Consider the following 17,028-nt stretch of genomic DNA (forward strand, 5'->3'; position numbering starts at 1 on the left):
ACCCGGCTTGCGTAAGCGCTTACGCGGTCTCAGCGTGGAGCATCAGCAGAAGGCACGTCAACATGTCCGGGTTGACGACTTCCTCAAAGATTTATTAAACCATCGCCGCAGGCCGACGGCCTGATAGCAGGATGCGGCCCATAGCGCGCAAGCGCTTACGCATATACGGTGACGCGGTGGCAAAGAGACCGACGGCGCTCAACATGGCCGACCTGGCTAGCCGTGCCGGGGTGTCCATCGCGACGGTCTCCCGGGCGCTCAGCGGTGCACCCGGGGTGTCGTCCCAGACCCGGCAGCGCATCAAAGACCTGGCCCAGGACCTGTCGTACACGGTCTCTCCCGACGCCGCCCGGCTGGCCCGCGGGTCCAACGGCCGCATCGCGGTGGTGACGCCCGACGTGGCCCACTGGTTCTACGCGGCCATGCTCGGGGGCATCGTGACCGCCCTGCACGGAACCGATCTCGACGTGCTGCTCTACGAGGTCAAGGACGAGCGCGAGCGCCGCCGGTTCTTCGAGGACCTGCCCGCCCGCCGTCAGGTGGACGCCCTGATCCTGGTCGCCCTGCCGATCAGCGACGACGAACGCCGGCGCCTGGACCTGATGGACGTCACCGTCGTGATGGCCGGGGGTGTGCTCGGGGAGCACCCGCACGTGCGCATCGACGACGTGACCGCGGGGCGGCAGGCCGCGACGCAGCTGGTGCGGGCCGGGCACCGGCGCATCGCCATGCTGAACTCGTCGGGCACCTGGAGTCTGGAGTACGCCGCGCCCAGCGCCCGGCTGCAGGGCTTCACGCAGGCTCTGGAGGCGGCCGGCCTCGAGGTGCACCCCGAACTGATCGTCCATCGCCGCTGGGGCAGCCATGGCGGGGTCGAGGGGATGAGCGATCTGCTGAGTCTGCCCGAGCCGCCGACGGCGGTCGTGACCTTCTCCGACGAGGTGGCCTTCGGGGCGCTGCGCACCCTGCGCCGGGCCGGTGTGGCCGTCCCCCACACCCTGTCGGTCGTCGGGATCGACGACCATCATCTGGCCGACATGTTCGACCTCACCACGGTGCATCAGCCCGTGGCGCAGCAGGGCGCCGAGGCCGGGAGGCTGGCCCAGCAGATCCTGCAGCAGGGTGACGTCAGCACGCCGCACATCACGCTGCCCACGCACCTGGTGGCCAGAGGGACGAGCGGCCCGCCTCCGCAATGAGGGCAACGTGAGGCGACGTGGGGCGGAAGGAGGCTGCTGTTCTTCGCCCCTTCACCCGGGGAAGCGTTGCCGGACGCGAAATGCTCCGGTGCCTCTCCGGATTCAGGCTGGTGGAGTCACGGTCCCGCCGGGGTCCGGGTGCGGCTCGACCTTCCGGTACGAGGAGTAACGTCTACGATGCGCGGATGACAGTGCCGACCCGGACCCGGCCGCACCTGGGTGCTCGCCTCGAGAACGCCGTGATGGGCCGGATCGCCGACGTGCTGCGCCGCTTCGGGTGGCACCCGCTGGCCGTGCCGTACACCGGATACGGATCCGCCCCCGCCGACGACCAGGGCTGGGTCCGGGTGCTGATGCGGGTGAAACTCAGCCCACCCCGCACGGACCCTCAGGACGAGAGCTCCGAGGACGACGAGGGCGGCCGCTGGTGGCGGAAGTTCTTCACCGTCGGGCTGGGCGACGTGCCGGTCACGGTACGGGTGGGCGACCGCGTGCACGAGGTCAGCAGCGGGCGGGGCGGATACATCGACGCGGTGCTGGCCAGCGACCTGACTCCCGGCTGGCACGAGGTGCCGGTGCGGGTGGAGGGGCGCCCGGCGGCGACGGCGGACCTGCGGGTGGTCGGGCCCGACGAGCGGCTGGGACTGATCAGCGACATCGACGACACGGTGATGGTCACGGCCCTGCCGCGACCGCTGCTGGCGTTCTGGAACACCTTCGTGGTCAAGGAGACCAGCCGCCGCCCGGTGCCGGGGATGGCAGCGCTGTACGGACGGCTGCGCGAGCCGGAACCGGACGCCCTGGTCGTCTATCTCTCCACCGGCGCCTGGAACGTCGCCCGGGCGATCTCCCGGTTCCTCGAGCGCCACGACTACCCGCGCGGCCCGCTGCTGATGACCGACTGGGGGCCGACGAACGACGGCTGGTTCCGCTCCGGCCGCGACCACAAGCACCGCGAACTGCGCCGCCTGGTCGGCGATCTTCCCCAGCTGCGCTGGGTCCTGGTCGGGGACGACGGACAGCACGACCCGCAGTTGTACGAGGACCTCGCCGGCGAGGTTCCGCAGTCCCTGCGGATGGTCCTGATCCGGCAGCTCTCGGCGGTGGAACAGGTCCTCACCCACGGTTCTCCCCTGCCGCCCCCGAACCAGAGCCAGGCCCTGAACGCTCCCAGTCCCGTGCCATGGCTGCGCGGCACCGACGGTGCCGCACTGACCGCTCAACTCGAGCAGGCGCGTCCTTCATCGGAAAAGCCTTCATCGGGAAAGCCTTCATCGGGAACCTGAGCCGGGACGCGGCCGGACGGCCGATCCCACCTACTGAGCAGACGTCAGTGCTCGCACCATTGCCTCGTGAGCCGGCGTCGGGTGCCCCTCGTCGAACAGGTAGTCGTGGCCCTGCTGCAGGCCACCGTCATCATCGATCCACCAGTCGTAGCGGTCGTCCACGCCCCAGGTGGTGTAGGAGACGCAGGTAGGTGAGCGCAGACAGGTGGCCAGCACGGCGGCGTACTGCTCCGCCTGGGCGTCGGTTCCCCGGTCGTCGGTGACGTCGTTCTCGGAGATGCGCACGTGCAGCCCGGCGCGCTCGAACAGGTCGAGCGTAGCGGTGAGGTCCTCGGTGGAGATGGCGTCGGTCTCCAGGTCGTAGACGTGGGACTGGAGGCCGACGCCGTAGATGTGACCGCCCCGCGCGTTGGTGTCGCGGGCCAGTTCGAGCAGAGCGTCCTGGCGGTCGCCCGGCACGTCAGCCCCGTTCTCGTTGACGAACTGCCGCACGTCAGGGTCGGCGTCGTAGACGGCCCGGGAGACGATCGCCGGGTAGTCGGGCCCGAAGGTCCGGTACCAGATGTTCTCCTGGAGGCTGGTTCCCTGGTCGAGGTCGAACGGCTCGTTGACGACGTCGAGCGAGGCGAGCCGTCCCCTGAAGTGCGTCACCACGGTGGTGACGTAGTCGAGCAGGGCGTCGGCGCTGGCCCGGCGCTCCTCACCGGATGCGGTGGGGAGCTCTTTCATCCAGCGGGGCATGGCTTCGGTGAAGGCGATGGTGTGCCCGTGCACCCTCATGCCCTTGCTCTCGGCCATCGCCAGGAGCGCGTCGGCCTCCTCGAAGGTGTACACGCCCCGCTGCGGGGAGAGGAACTGCGGCTTCATCGCGTTCTCAGGGGTAATGCCACCGAAGTGGCCGACGAACTCCTGCGCGTAGTCCGCGTCCGAGGCGAGCGGACCGAGCGCGACCGCCGCGCCGATCGTGAAGTCCGGACGGGCACGGTCGGCGAGCGCCTGCAGCCCTTGCGCCGACGGCTCGGCCTGCGTGACGGCAGGGCCCGCGGCCCTCAGCGAGGTGCCCTCCGCCGCGGTGGCGGTGAGCGAGCCGACCCGGAAGGAACCCTCATCGCTCGACAACCCCAGCCAGAGCGCTCCCGACGCGAATACCCCGCCGAAAGGCACGGAGGACACGGTGCTCCCGGCGCTGGCGATCTCGAGCGTGTCCCCGGATCGGCGCACCGAGACAGCGGCCTGCGGATCTGGGACGGTCACGTGCTCGTCGTACACCGGTCGGGGGTCGGTCACGTCCTGCTGGGGCGATCCGTCGAAGACGATGACCTCGAGGTCGTCGCCGTTGAGGATGAGCCGCAGACCAGCTGGTTCGATCCGGAACTCGTCGGCGATCACCGGCGGGCTGTCGTAGACGGCCCAGGACGCGTCGGCGGTGACGTCGGTGAAGAGGGCGCTGAGGGAGAAGTCGCCCTCGGTCACCAGGTGCGTGCCGGCCAGGTTGAGCGGCGGGTTCGGCTGACGTCCCCCGTTGTCATGCCCAAGGATGGTCGACGCGGTGGCGCTGACCCGCAACCCGTCGCCGTCGGCCGTCACCCCCGGCACGTGCTGCCAGTCCTGCTGGAGCAGGTCGACGACCTCCTCCTGCGGTTGTTCCGGTGCGGGGGCCTGCGAGGTGCATCCCGCGACGGCGAGCAGAAGGCCTGATACCAGCGCGATCAGCCGGCCCGGATTCTGTGACAAGGGTGCCTGCGCGCCGACCACGCCCGCATCCTAGGGCAGGCCCCTGCACGGTCGTCCTCCCGGGCGTGCTCCAGCCCCCCCGATCAGCCCACTTCCAGGTATCAGCGCAGGTCATCGGTGGCTCTCCTTCCCTGACCAAGGGAGGTCCTATGACCGGTGTGGCCACACATCTGGCGATCGCAGACCTGGTTCTGCAGGCCCGGCGGGCGGGCGGCGAGCCCGTGCTCGCCGACAGCGAACTGCCCTTCTACCGTCTTGGAGCCATCGCCCCGCTGCTGGGCGATTTCCTGCCCACCCGGGCCGAGGCCCCCGACACCGACAACGCCGCCCTGTTTCAGGTGTGGGCGCCGATTCTCGACCTGCTGGCCGGGGTTCCCGGTGCGCCGCCGACCCCCGGCCTGGTCGAGAACCTCCTGAAGATCAAGGACGCCCTGCGCCGCTTCCAGGAGGCGGTCGTCGCGCAGGACAAGTTCGCCCTGCTCGGGATGAAGGACGAACTGCTCGCCCTGTCCGACACGGTCAACGCCCTCACCGCCCAGGTGGCCGGGATCAACGGGTTGCGATCGAGGGTGGTCCGGGCCGTCGCCCAGGCCGCGCCGGTGGTGAAAGACCCTCCCGCGCAGAACTGGCCGCCCCGGCAGGTGCTGAAAGGTCATCGTCCCGGCCGGTTCTGGACCCAACTGAGGCGCCGGTGCGCGGCGTCGCCCGATCCACGCCTGCAGGCGTTCGCCCTCGGCATCCCGGTGGCGATCGCGACCACCCTGGCCGCCAGCTCCTTCGTCAACGGGGTCACCGGCGGCCCGGACCGCAACCACTGGTGGCGCCACCGCTGGATCAGCCAGTACGTGGACGCCTGGGCCTGGGGGTACGTAGCGACCCGCAGTGACCTGCGGGCGGGCGGTGAGGAGATCGTCTTCGAACTCCAGAACCGGCTTCCCAGGCCGCGTTACCGCGCCTGGAAGGACATCGCCGGGGCCGAGCTGCAGGACCTCATCGGGATCGGCGGCATCACCCACACCGCCGTGCTGGACGCCCTGCGCGACGATGTTGCGCTCCCGGCCTTCCTGCCGTCGGAACTGGTGGATGCCTGGGTCGAGGGGTACCGGGACGTGGTGGGCGCGCCGGTGCCCTCGGTCGACGCCGGGGCGCTGCACGGGGCGTACGCCCTGACCTGGCTCACCACCTGGATCGCCAGCTCCGGCCAGCTGCTGGGGACCACCGCGCCCGACCGCATCAACGAGCCCGATGCCTGCGGCGACCGGCCCGCCTGGGCCGCCCCCGACGGCAGCGTCGTGGTCGGCGGAACCCTCTACACCCCGCCGCAGGTCGAGCAGCCCGGCCCGTCGGCCGGGGAGATCGCCAGCGCGATCATCGCCGCCATCCTCGGGCTGGCCGCCTTCGCCACCGGAAACGTCGCGGGCGGGTTCGGTGCGATCGCGGCCGCGGTGCTGCTCATCGACGACGCCACCGATCCGGACTGGCACGCACTGCGCTGCCACGCGGGCTGGCTCCAGGTGTTCGTCGCCCATCTCGACATCGCCTTCCGCGACCTGCTCTCGACCACCGCGCTGGCCCCGCCCTGGGCGGTCCAGCTGGAGCACAACGAGATCCAGTTCGTGGCCACCGGTTCGGTCGAGCCGACCACCGCCGCCCTGAACACCTGCCGAAGCCCTCACCCGGCCGAGGAGGCCTACCCGGCATCGGTCTGGCGCCCGGCTCCCGGGGACTCGAACTGGACCGCCTACCCGAACCAGGCCCCGGAGTCCCCACCGCAGACCTCCTACGCCGAAGGCTCTTGGTGGCCTTCTCATTTCATCGACGGACGACGGTTCACCGACAACGGTCCCACCGCCGTGCCCCGGTACTCCTCCCAGCAGGACAACCCGGTGGCCACCTCACCCACCGGCACCGCGTCCGTCCTCGACCAGAACCTGTGGGACCAGCGGATGGCCGCCGCCGCGAACCTGGCGCCGTTCGGCTTCGCCGGGTTCGGCAACGCCCTCGACGTCGCCCTGACGTTGCAGTCCCGTCCCGATGAGCCCCTGCCCGACTGGGACCTGGACGCCGATCGCGGCCAGGGCTGGCCGGCCTGGTCCCACGTCCCCGGCGCCGGTCCCGGCGTCGTCACCCGCGACTGAGAGGCACCACGATGAACGAGGACGATCAGCACGGCGAGGGCCGTCCCCCGACCTACACCCCGTGGCTCGTGGTGAGGGCCTTCGCCGCCGACGACGGCAGCCGCCCGCTGCCCGGGGGCCTGCCCTTCTGGGCGTCCCCCGACATCGCGGCCCAGCCGGCCGACGCCTGGGGACGGGTGAGGGCCGGCGATCCGGTGGTCGTCTCGGTGACGGTGCAGAACCTCGGGCTGGCCCCGGCCAGTGGGGTACGCGCCCGGTTCTGGTGGTGCGATCCGGGCCTGGGTTCGATCTCCCCGTCCACCGCGACCGTGATCGGCACCTCCGACCGGGTCAGCATCCCGGGCGGGCTGTCCGACGTGCTGGCCTGCACGACGGCCTGGGTGCCACAGTTCCTCAACGGCGGACACGAGTGCCTGGTGGTCGAGGTCTCCTGTGCCGCAGACCCTCTCACCACGTCGTTCCGCCCCGACCGGGACCGCCACGTGGGCCAGCGCAACGTCACCGTCGTGGCGGCGGACGGGCAGGCACCGCCCCTGCGCGTGCTGCTGGCCAATCCCTTCCCCGAGCGGGCCCTGGCCACCCTCCACGTCCGCTCCCGCGAGGTGTTCGGGGCGGCCGCACTGCTGAAGGTCCCGCTGCACGTCTCCCCCGTCGATGCCCTGATGAACCTGGACGACCCGGTGGTCAGTTCGGTCACCGCGGGCCTGGGACTCGAGACCCCGTCGGTGCCGGGGGACGCGGTCGTGCGGGTGGGTGGGGTCGAGCCCGTCGAGGTAGGGACGCGGGCGCTGGACGAGGAGGCCGCCGCGGCGCTGCGGCAGCGCGCGGGCGAGTACGACTTCGGGTTCGCGGTCGCCGAGACGGTGCTGGAGGGTGGGGCCGCCGCCGTGGTCGAGCTCGAGGTGACCCGGCTGGGCACCGCGGACTCGGCCGTCGTGCACCACCTCACCCAGGTGGTCGACGGGGTCGACGTCGGCGGGTACACGGTGGTGGCACCCCCACTGTGAGTGCGGCCTGAGCACGGCGGTAGCTGTCGCCGACGTTGAAGCGACCGTGTTACAGCAGCATTTCGTCGTCGCTGAGGGTCACGACCGTTCGTGATTCGCGCCGCACCGGGCGTCAGATCCGCCGTTCGGCGACGCGAGGTGACATATTCGCGCAATGGCAATCTCGACGCAGGCGCAGACCAGTGCCCGGCACTCCTCGCTCGACGATGTCGATCCCTTCATCGGGACGGAATCCACCGACCTGCCGACCCCCCGCGGCCTGGCGGCGACCTGGTGGTGGCCCAAGCCGCAGGTGGGCAACACGCATCCGGGAGCCACCTCGCCGCTGGGCATGGTCTCGGCCTGTGCCTATTCCGGGGCCTACCCGACCGGGTACGGACGGTACGGGAAGAACACCCAGGGAGTGCCGGAGCAGATCTTCGGCCGGCTGGAGGCCAGCGGCTTCACGCACTTCCAGCAGAGTGGCACCGGCATGATCCGCAAGTACTACAACTACGTGCGGGTCACCCCGATGATCCAGCCGCTGGATGACCTGGGTCAGTCCTGGGCGCTGACCCAGGAGGAGGCCCACCCGGGCTACTACGCGGCCAGTCTCGACACCGGCGTCCGCTGCGAGATCACCGTCGGCGAGAAGGTCGCCGTGCACCGGTACACCTTCCCCGAGAGCCGCAGCGCTCGCGTGGTGGTCGACCTGACCTGTGGCGGGCTGGCCATCGACCGCAGCCGCACCGTCCCGCTGCGGGCGCAGGTCGAGATCACCGGCCGCGGCCAGGCGCAGGGCACCGTGGTGGTCGAGGGCGTGCCGCTGTCGTTCTACCTGGAGGTGGACAGTCCCGGCTGGCGGCAGATGCTCTGGCACGACCGGCGTCTGGTCGACGGCGGCACCCGCCTGGACCTGGACAGCATCCGGCACACCACCCTGCGGCCCTTCGGTCTGGTCTTCCTCGGCCGGGCCACCGCCGGGCAGAGCGTCGAGGTGCGGATCGGCTTCTCCCTGCGCGGCCAGGAGCAGGCCCGCGCGAACCTGGAGCGCGAGTGCGACCTGGGCCGGCAGGCCTTCGACCGGGTCCACATCGCGACCTCCGAGCGCTGGGCCGAGCACCTGGGCCGGATCCAGGTCGAAGGTGGCACCCCGGCGCGGCGCACGGTGTTCAGCACCGCGCTCTACCACTCGCTGATCAAGCCGTGCATCGCCGACGACGAGAGCCCGTTCTGGCCCTACAGCGGGCCGTTCGCCTACGACATCTGCACGATGTGGGACATCTACAAGACCCAGCTGCCGCTGCTGGAGGCGATCGCACCGGACCGGGCGGTGGATCTGATGGAGTCCATGATCCGGGTGTGCGAGGAGGAGGGCAACTTCCCCATCGGGTATCGCATGGCGCGCGGCGCCGACCGGTTCTTCCGGCAGGGTTCCGCGCTGGTGCACACCGCGCTGGCCGATATCCACGCCCTGGGCATCGGCGACCTGGACTGGGCCTGGGCGCTGGTGCACATGGACGACGACCTGCGCCGCCAGTACGGCGAGGACTTCCTCGACAAGGGCGTGGTGCACCCGATCACGCACACGCTCGACCTGGCCTTCGCCCATCACTGCACCGCCCGGATCGCCCGGGCCCTGGCCGACGACGACCTGGGAAAGAGTCTGGACTCGCGCAGCGGTCACTGGGTCAACGCGTTCGAGAAGGACACCGGGTTGCTGCACGACTCGACCTTTTACGAGGGCGGCAAGTGGAACTACTCCTTCCGGCTCATGCATGACATGGCGGCCCGGATCGGCCTGGCCGGCGGGGATGCCGCCTTCATCGGCATGCTCGACGCCTTCTTCGGCCGGGGGGCCGCGCCGGTGCGCCAGCCGGGCCTGGCGCCCTCCCCCGAGGAGATGGCTGCCGGCTACGCCCTGAACCGGTTCGAGGGCCTGAACAACGAACCCGACATGGAAGTGCCCTGGGCCTACCACTGGGCGGGCCGGCCCGACCGCACCGCGGAGGTCGTCCATTCGGCTCTGACCTGGCAGTTCGGCACCGGATCGGGCGGTCTGCCGGGCAACGACGACTCCGGTGGCCTGAGCTCCTGGTACGTCTGGGCCTCGCTCGGGCTGTTCCCGGTCGCGGGACAGAATCTGTTCCTCATCCATCCGCCCGCCTTCTCCCGCAGCGTCATGCAGTTCAGCCAGGGAGAACTCACCGTCGAGACCAGCGGGCACGTCGAGACACCCATCTCCAGCGACGGTATCGACGCCGAGCCGCCCGTGCAGTACGTTCAGTCGGCCACGCTGGACGGGAAACCTTTGAGTGGGCCCCATGTCCCGGCTCATGTCCTGCACCGTGGCGGACGGCTCCACCTCCGGCTCGGTCCGGAACCCACCTCCTGGGGACAGAACGTACGTCCACCGTCACTCTCCGACTAATTTACGAAAAGATAGGTCTCGATGAGTCTTCCGCGCCGCCGTCTCGTCATCGCCGTCCGGGCCGACCCGGTGATCTGCGGCCATTCCGGCGAGGCACGCAACCTGGCCGAGGTCGCCCTGACCCGCGGCTTCGACGACGTGCGCCTGCTCACCTGGCCGATGGAGGTCCTCGAGGCCGCCGGGCTGCCGCTCAAGCCGATGGACGGGCTGCTGCCCTACAGCCCGGGCATCACCGTCGAGCGGCCGGATCCGGTCGGGGACTACCGGGTGCCCGACGGTCGCTACATGGCCGGCCTCACCGGCCGGCTGATCGAGTTGCTGAGCGAGCCGGTGCCGACCGTCTGCCTGTCGATGTACCTGTCGCCCCACACCGACGTGGTGGTCAACGCGGTCACGGCGGCCCGGGCCGCCGGGCTGCGCCCGCAGGTGCGCACGATGGCCAAGGCGGTCGGCTCGGACGTCACCAATGTGATCAGGAATGCCCTGCGGGAGGAGCATTTCGGCGCCGCCATCGCACTGTTCACCACGTTCCTGGCCAATGACGAGCTGATCGCGGTCTCCGAGTACACCCGCGACGAGATCATCGCCTGCGCCGAGGAGGTCGACCACATCGCGGGCACCTCCTTCGCCGGCCAGTGCCGCGAGCGCGTGATCATCGGGTATCCCCCGATCGACACCTCCGCCTACCTGGACCCGGACCCGGCCGCGGTCGAGGCCGCCCTGGCCCGCCGGGGCCTGGAGCGCGACGGCTACATCCTCTTCCTGTCCCGCGTGGCCCGGGCCAAGGGCGTCTACGACCTGGTCACCGCCTTCGCCCAGTCCCGCTGCCGGGACCAGGTGAAGCTGGTGATCGCGGGCAACGGGCCGGCCCTGGAGCACATCCAGGCGATGGCGCTGGAGGACGAGCAGGTGGTTTTCCTCACCGACGTCGACGACGACGAGAAGCCGCTGCTGATGAACGGCTGTGCCGCGTACACCCTGCCGACCAAGCCCGAGCCCGACTTCGTCGAGACCTTCGGCATCGCCCTGGTGGAGAAGATGCTCTCCGGCGGCGGCCCGGTGATCACCACGATCACGGGCGGAACCGGCGAGGCGATCGGTGACACCGCGATCGTGGTCGAGGCCGGCAACGTGAACGCCCTGACCGAGGCGATGGACGAGGCCGTTCTCAACCTGGCTCCGGCCGACCGTGAAGCGATGGCCGTCCGGGCCCGCGAGTTCGCCCTGGCCTTCGACCGCGAGCGCGTGTTCGACGCTCTCTTCCCGCAGAGCGATACGGCGGCGCAGGAGCCCGCGGTGATGTGATCCGGCGGGGTGGGCCGTACCGATGACGGACGATGTCGTCACGTCTGCGGTCCGGCCCACCCACCGTCGGACCGCCGCCCTGCTCGTCACTGCTCGTCACTGCTCGTCCCTGCACCGCACGTCGACAGAATCTCCGGGGCCCGCACGCTGCGGCCTAGGCTGCCGTCGAGGCATTCCTGCACGGATGACAGGAGATGGGCATGTCGACCACCCCCACCGGCAAGGCGCCGCTCGTCCTGGACCCGCACACGTTCTATCTCGTGGGCGAGGACCATGCGGTGAGCAACCGGCGCAGACCCCAGGAAGATGCCTTCGCCCGGCAGGTGTTCGACCCGGCCGGCTCGGCGCCGGAGACCACCTTCTACTGGCAGGAGTTCGACTTCCCCGGTCCGGCGCATCCACCGGCCCGGGTCGACGCGGCGCCGAGGCCGACCGGTTCCCCGAACCTGCACTCCCTTGCCGATCCGGACGCAACCGTTGTCCCGTCCCGGTTCTCGCCGGAAGCCATCGCCGCCCGGCTGGCCCGTAGCCGGGCCCGGCGCGCCCGGGTCTACGACCCGCTGAAATCCGTGCCCGACACTCCGGCCGCCCATGCCCGGGCCGACCTGCTGGTGTTGCGCGCCGCCTACGCCACGGCCTGCACGGTGGTGGAGTTCCTCGGCCTGTCGGAGAAGATCGCACGCGTCGGAACGAACTGGCGCCCCGAGATGACGGCTGGGCTGCAGGCAACGCTCGCCGGACTGAACACCCTCCTCCTGCCTGCGTTCCTCGACGAGCAGGAGTACTACCGCAGCGGCTGGGCACCCACGCAGTTCCCGATCGTGAACGAGGCCGCGGCGTTCGTCGACGTCGAGATCCTGCATCTCCTGACGTGCTATCAGCTGAGCGGTGGCACCACGGAGCAGGAGGTGCGCACGGCCGCCGTCGGGCTGCACGTCAGCGCAGATCTGCAGCTCCAGCAGCCGATCGTCGACCTCGCCCAAGAGACCGGTGTCGCGCTCCCTCCAGGGGCGGACACGCTGGTGAGCGCCGAGCACCTTCGCGACCAGCTGAATCCCCGCCGCACCGTCTCGATGGCCCTGGCCGCGAAATGGCACGCCACTCCTGGTATCTGGAAGGTCGGAAACAATCACGTCGCGCGTCTGACCGGCCCCGGGGCCACCCTCAAGGTCGACCTCCGCACCGTCAACTCCACCCCGGTCCGGATTCTCACCCAGGAGCAGTTCGAAGACGCCTTCGTCTCCGGGCCGCGCTGGCCCGGCTTCTCCCAGGAGGCCGCCGAGCTGCAGGCGCTCACCGAGCTCTGCCGCAGCCGAAGCGCCGAGGCGCAGGCGCTGCTCGCCGTCGCCCAGCACCGCGCCTGAGGCTCTGGAGTCGTCCACCCAGAGAGCCCGGCTGTCAATGCTGCCTGACCCCACCTACGGCGTACGTCCAGACCGTCGCGCCGTCCACCGGCCCGGCGGGCGCGCCCTATGCCGGAACCAAGAACGTCTATCCATCGGGTGATCCGTCCACCGCCCCCGCCCACAAGTGGCGGTTCTGGCACCCCAGCACCCCACCGTCCTGCTCCCCCTGCGGATCCACGCTGTAACCACCTGCCCTGCCCCGTAATCCGGGGCAGGGCAGTGGTCCACCCTCGCACCGGGTCGATTCCAGGGTGGCTGGGTCCGCACCGGAGGCGGACACGACGGCCGGCCGATGCGCCGAAAGCGCCCCTCGCGGTCGCCCTGCCTGCCGAACGGGAACTCTGGGCCGATGAGGAGGGTGGGGACGCCGGGATATTCGACAACCTCCGGGAACGCTGTCGGGGAGGAGCATGACCCACCCTCCTTCGCCGCGGAGCCCGAAGGTCGACTTCGCCCGCAAGAAGAGCGACAAGAAATACAGCCTCATCTCCGGGGGCGAGGTCTGGATGGGCCTGAACCCGGTCGGCCCCGCGAAGGACAGCAACTACCAGATCGTCACCGCGCGGGACTCCGAGGGCGGGAACGTCGACTGCCTGTCCATGAACAGTGCCGGGCAGATCAGCGAGGAATCCTGCGAAGAGGTCGAGAAGCCCGGCGAGATCATCATCGGGCGCGACGTGTTCCACTTCGAGAAGCGCGGCAAGGAATGGGACATCCAGGCGTTCCGCGGGTACCTGGAGGCCCACGGACGCCAAGCGGGCCGCACGAAGGACTGGAACACCAAGACCGCCCAGGGCTTCACCGTCGTGTACGCGCCGGTCGGATAGGCAGGCGTCCCGGTCGGGGGCGGCGGGTGTGATCTGATGTCCGGAATGGACAGCCGACAGCTCAGCGCCGCCACCGACACCTGGGTCCTGGCCTGCCTCGCCACCGGCCGGGGCGGTCTGACCCTGCGCGAGATCCGCGAACGGCTGTGGGACCACATCCCGGCCGACGTCCGCTCCACGTGGCAGGTTCTGGTCGTCGGTGACCAGGTCAGCCGCTCCCTGCACCAGCTGACGCGGGAGGGAACGGTCCGGCACGACCGGCACGCCATGCGCTGGCAGCTCATCACGTCCCAGCCGCAACTGGACGCGCCCCCGACCCGGCCGGTCCCCGCGGGCGAGCAGAGCGAGTTCTCGCTGGAGCACTAAGCCTGGTCAAGCTTGGTCACGCCTGGTCATGATCGCTGCCGGGCACGAAAGGCAGCGACCTTGGCGGCATTACCGCACTCCGCCATCCCGCACCAGCGCCGGTTGCCGGCGCGGGAGGTGTCCACGTACAGGCGGGTGCAGCGATCGTTGGCGCAGTTGCGGATCTGCGGCGCCTGCGGACCGGCCAGTAGTTCGAGACCGTCGCGCACCACGGCGGTGAGCAGGGCGTCGATGTCGGCACTGCGCGACACCCGGCCGTCCTGGTCCAGATGCAGCTCGGGGGCAGGGCCGCGGGCGATCTCGTTCAACTGCGCCACCTCCACCTCGATCAGTTCCTGGCCGTTCTGCGCCGCCGTGATCGCCCGGTAGAGCATCTCGCGTACGTCCCGCACCCTCGCCAGCCCGGCCTCGTCCGTCGCGACCGGCACCCCCAGCGACGAGCCCTGGCTCCAGGTCGCCACGTCGTGCGCGGTGAGCAGGTGTTCTTCGGGGACGTCGCTGCGCCACTTCAGGGTCCCGAGCAGGTCCAGGCTCAGGCGGTTGCTGACGTATACAAACATGTAACCATCTTAACCGGTTACAAACGCCGCGTCTGCCGGTTCAATGGCCGGGACAGCCCGCCACCACCGAGGAAGAGGCAGCCATGACCTCCCCACCGACCTCACCGACCTCACCGACCTCACCGACTCAGCTCCCGGACCTGCACCTCCCGGGCGAGGACTTCGCCTACTTCGCCGAACGAGCCCTCTCCGGCATCCGCGCCGTGATCGGGGAACTCGGCGACGAGCAGGTGAACCGGCGCCCCACCGCGACCGCCAACACCCCGTTCGGCCTGGTCACCCACGTGATCGGGGTGATGACCTACTGGGGTGGGACGGTACTGGCCGGCCGCTCGAGCACGCGTGACCGCAGTGCGGAGTTCACGGCCACCGGATCGGCTCAGGAGCTCTTGACAGCACTCGATGCCGCTCAGACCCAGCTGCGCGCCGACCTGGCCCACCTGACGCCCAGCGCTCCCCCCGCCCTGGCCCCGGACCCGGCCTTCCTCGGCCCGCAGCGTGACCTGACGCAGGACGGCGTTCTGCTGCATCTGTACGAGGAGCTGGCGCAGCACCACGGCCAGCTGGAAGGACTACGCGACGCCCTGCTGAGGACCCCGGCCACCCCGTCGTTCGATCCACCGCTGACCTGGCTGCGCGCCAAGCAGGGGGTGAAGTGGCGTCGTCATCCCGACCTCCTGCCGGCCTGGGTCGCCGACATGGACTTCCCCGTTGCCCCGGTCATCCGGGAGAGCGTGCTCGATGTGCTCGATCGCGGCGATCTCGGATATCCGGACCGCCCGGGCGACCTGGACCCGCTGGCCGAGGTCTTCGCGGGCCGGATGTCGCGGAAATTCGGGTGGGCCGCCGAACCCTCCTGCGTCCGGGGCATCACCGATCTCCTGGCCGGCCTGCAGATCCTGCTGCACCTGAGCACCGAGCCCGGTGACGGGGTCATCATCCAGGAACCCAACTACCCGCCCTTCCGGGCCTGCGTCCCCACGATGGGACGGGTTCCGCTGCCCTTGCCCGTCCTCTTCGACCAGGGCCGATGGACGCACGACACCGACCGGCTGGAGCGCGAACTCACCGAGCGGCCCGCGAAGGTTCTGCTCCTGGTCAATCCTCAGAATCCGACCGGCGCCGTTTTCGCAGAGGACGAACTGGTGCGGCTCGCGGAGCTGGCCGAGCGTCACGACCTGCTGGTGATCAGCGACGAGATCCACGCCGACCTGGTGCACGACCCCCATCGGCACCTCCCGTTCGCCGGTCTGAGTTCCGAGACCGCCGCCCGGACCGTCACTCTCACCTCTGCCACCAAGGCCTTCAACATCGCCGGACTGCGCACGGCCGTCGCTCATATCGGCCCGCCGGCCCTGCGGAAACGGTGGGACGCCGAGCCCCCGGACATTCATGGCATCTCGAACGTTCTGGGGGTCGAGGCGACCCGCGCGGCCTGGGAACGGGGCGACCCGTGGCTGGCTGACGTACGCACCCATCTCCGGAATCAGCGTGACCGGCTGGCCGGCGCGGTGGACCGGATGCCGGGTGTCCACCTGCGGGTTCCGGACGCCACCTACCTGGCCTGGCTGGATTGCTCCGACGCCCTGGCCGGTGCGGACGCCGGTGACTTCTTCCGGCGTGAGGCCGGCGTCTTCACCAGCTCCGGAACGGAATTCGGCGGCCGTCAGGAGTTCACCCGACTGAACTTCGCCACGAGTTGCGCGGTGCTCGACGAGATCACCCATCGAATGGAGGCGGCGCTGCGGGATCGCTGACGGCGTCGGGGTCTGGGCGGGACGACCACCGCGAGAGCCGCGCGCGACCGCGTCCACCATCGACCACAAAAGCCTCGACTCATCAGAGGCTCTGGATGATGCGCGCGACCTCGTCGGCGCAACCCCAGGCCAGGGTGACGCCGGCACCGCCGTGCCCGTAGGTGTGCACCACGTGGGTTCCGGATCGTGGACCGGGGCCCACCTCCAGTCTTATCCCTCCGGTGCGGCCCGGGCGCAGGCCGACCGCCTGGCCCAGGACCCGGGCGTGAGCCAGTTCGGGTACCAGGGCACGGCAGCGTTCCAGGATCGCCGCGGTCACCTCCGGGTCGGGTGTCGTGCCGTACTGGTGGGGTTCGACGGTGCCGCCGAGAACGACGTCGGTGCTGCGCGGGTGCACGTAAGCGTGCCCGGCCGGGTGGTTCTCGTCACGGACCGAGGTCTCGATCCCGGGATTGGACACCAGCACGATCTGACCGCGAATCGCGTGGACCGCGTCGTCGTCGGCCAGAGTTCGGGCGCCCAGGCCGGAGGCGTTGACGACGACCCGGGTGGCCAGTTCATCGAGGGTGCGCACCGGACGCCGCTCCAGGACGCCGCCGCTGCTGCTCACACGCTGGATCAGCCAGCGCAGGTAGGGCCGCATCTCCACCGTCGGCACGGTGAACTGCCATTCCTGGGTGACGCCCGACTGCGCTCCATCGTGTTCGACGAGCCGGAAGTCGGGCACCGCCGCCGACCACCAGGGCGAGGGGGCCGGACGGCGCAACAGCATGCGGGTGCGGCGCATCGTCACGCCGGGCGCGCCGTGGATCACGTCCTGGGCCAGCTGGTCGAAACCACCGCGAGCCCAGTCCAGCGACCGGGCATCGCCGGCCGGGAAGCCGCTGGGGTACCAGACCGCCGCCGCGACGGCCGACACCGTGTCCTCGGGTGCATCGGCGCACCGCACGGTGACTTCCAGACCGGCCTCGAGCAGGCGCACTGCGCAGGACAGGCCGATCACTCCAGCCCCGACGACCGTGACATCAGACAT

At 70.3% G+C, this 17,028-nt stretch carries 13 protein-coding genes; 10 read left to right on the plus strand and 3 right to left on the minus strand.

The genetic code is table 11. From position 1 onward, the window contains the following. Positions 1-176: 176 nt before the first annotated feature. Together QSK05_RS14950 and QSK05_RS14955 are read left to right on the plus strand one after the other, a co-directional pair. Positions 177-1,199: a LacI family DNA-binding transcriptional regulator gene (locus tag QSK05_RS14950; RefSeq protein WP_285597794.1), complete on the plus strand. Its 1,023-nt coding sequence runs from the start codon at positions 177-179 to the stop codon at positions 1,197-1,199. 185 nt (positions 1,200-1,384) lie between these two features. After that, positions 1,385-2,485, plus strand: coding sequence for an App1 family protein phosphatidate phosphatase (locus QSK05_RS14955; protein ID WP_285597795.1), 1,101 nt, complete (start codon positions 1,385-1,387; stop codon positions 2,483-2,485). Between the two features lie 30 nt (positions 2,486-2,515). On the opposite strand, the gene QSK05_RS14960 is transcribed toward QSK05_RS14955, so the two are convergent. Beyond that, complete coding sequence (locus QSK05_RS14960) at positions 2,516-4,240, minus strand: endo-1,4-beta-xylanase (RefSeq protein ID WP_285597796.1); 1,725 nt, start codon at positions 4,238-4,240, stop codon at positions 2,516-2,518. Positions 4,241-4,368: 128 nt separating this feature from the next. On the opposite strand from QSK05_RS14960, the gene QSK05_RS14965 reads away from it, so the two are divergent. The 7 genes from QSK05_RS14965 to QSK05_RS14995 all read left to right on the plus strand — a co-directional run bounded on the left by QSK05_RS14965 (position 4,369) and on the right by QSK05_RS14995 (position 13,678). Beyond that, positions 4,369-6,357 carry a hypothetical protein gene (locus tag QSK05_RS14965; RefSeq protein WP_285597797.1) on the plus strand — a complete coding sequence of 663 codons (1,989 nt, stop codon included), beginning with the start codon at positions 4,369-4,371 and terminating at the stop codon, positions 6,355-6,357. Between the two features lie 11 nt (positions 6,358-6,368). Continuing rightward, positions 6,369-7,364 carry a hypothetical protein gene (locus QSK05_RS14970; RefSeq protein WP_285597798.1) on the plus strand — a complete coding sequence of 332 codons (996 nt, stop codon included), beginning with the start codon at positions 6,369-6,371 and terminating at the stop codon, positions 7,362-7,364. Positions 7,365-7,518: 154 nt separating this feature from the next. Beyond that, positions 7,519-9,774, plus strand: coding sequence for a GH92 family glycosyl hydrolase (locus QSK05_RS14975; RefSeq protein WP_285597799.1), 2,256 nt, complete (start codon positions 7,519-7,521; stop codon positions 9,772-9,774). A gap of 21 nt (positions 9,775-9,795) precedes the next feature. After that, complete coding sequence (locus QSK05_RS14980; protein ID WP_285597800.1) at positions 9,796-11,079, plus strand: glycosyltransferase; 1,284 nt, start codon at positions 9,796-9,798, stop codon at positions 11,077-11,079. A gap of 200 nt (positions 11,080-11,279) precedes the next feature. Then, on the plus strand, positions 11,280-12,443 hold the full coding sequence (locus QSK05_RS14985) for a hypothetical protein (protein WP_285597801.1): 1,164 nt from the start codon (positions 11,280-11,282) through the stop codon (positions 12,441-12,443). A 452-nt stretch (positions 12,444-12,895) separates the two neighbouring features. Continuing rightward, positions 12,896-13,312, plus strand: coding sequence for a hypothetical protein (locus QSK05_RS14990; RefSeq protein WP_285597802.1), 417 nt, complete (start codon positions 12,896-12,898; stop codon positions 13,310-13,312). A 45-nt stretch (positions 13,313-13,357) separates the two neighbouring features. Beyond that, complete coding sequence (locus tag QSK05_RS14995) at positions 13,358-13,678, plus strand: hypothetical protein (RefSeq protein WP_285597803.1); 321 nt, start codon at positions 13,358-13,360, stop codon at positions 13,676-13,678. A gap of 26 nt (positions 13,679-13,704) precedes the next feature. On the opposite strand, the gene QSK05_RS15000 is transcribed toward QSK05_RS14995, so the two are convergent. Then, positions 13,705-14,238 carry a CGNR zinc finger domain-containing protein gene (locus QSK05_RS15000; RefSeq protein WP_285597804.1) on the minus strand — a complete coding sequence of 178 codons (534 nt, stop codon included), beginning with the start codon at positions 14,236-14,238 and terminating at the stop codon, positions 13,705-13,707. 83 nt (positions 14,239-14,321) lie between these two features. Here QSK05_RS15000 and QSK05_RS15005 point away from each other — a divergent pair, with 83 nt between their 5' ends. Beyond that, entirely contained in the window at positions 14,322-15,995 is a 1,674-nt protein-coding gene (locus QSK05_RS15005; RefSeq protein WP_285597805.1) for an aminotransferase class I/II-fold pyridoxal phosphate-dependent enzyme, read from the plus strand. A gap of 82 nt (positions 15,996-16,077) precedes the next feature. On the opposite strand, the gene QSK05_RS15010 is transcribed toward QSK05_RS15005, so the two are convergent. After that, positions 16,078-17,028: an FAD-dependent oxidoreductase gene (locus QSK05_RS15010; protein WP_285597806.1), complete on the minus strand. Its 951-nt coding sequence runs from the start codon at positions 17,026-17,028 to the stop codon at positions 16,078-16,080.

This window comes from Kineosporia sp. NBRC 101731 (genome assembly GCF_030269305.1).
In the GTDB taxonomy this organism is placed as follows: domain Bacteria; phylum Actinomycetota; class Actinomycetes; order Actinomycetales; family Kineosporiaceae; genus Kineosporia.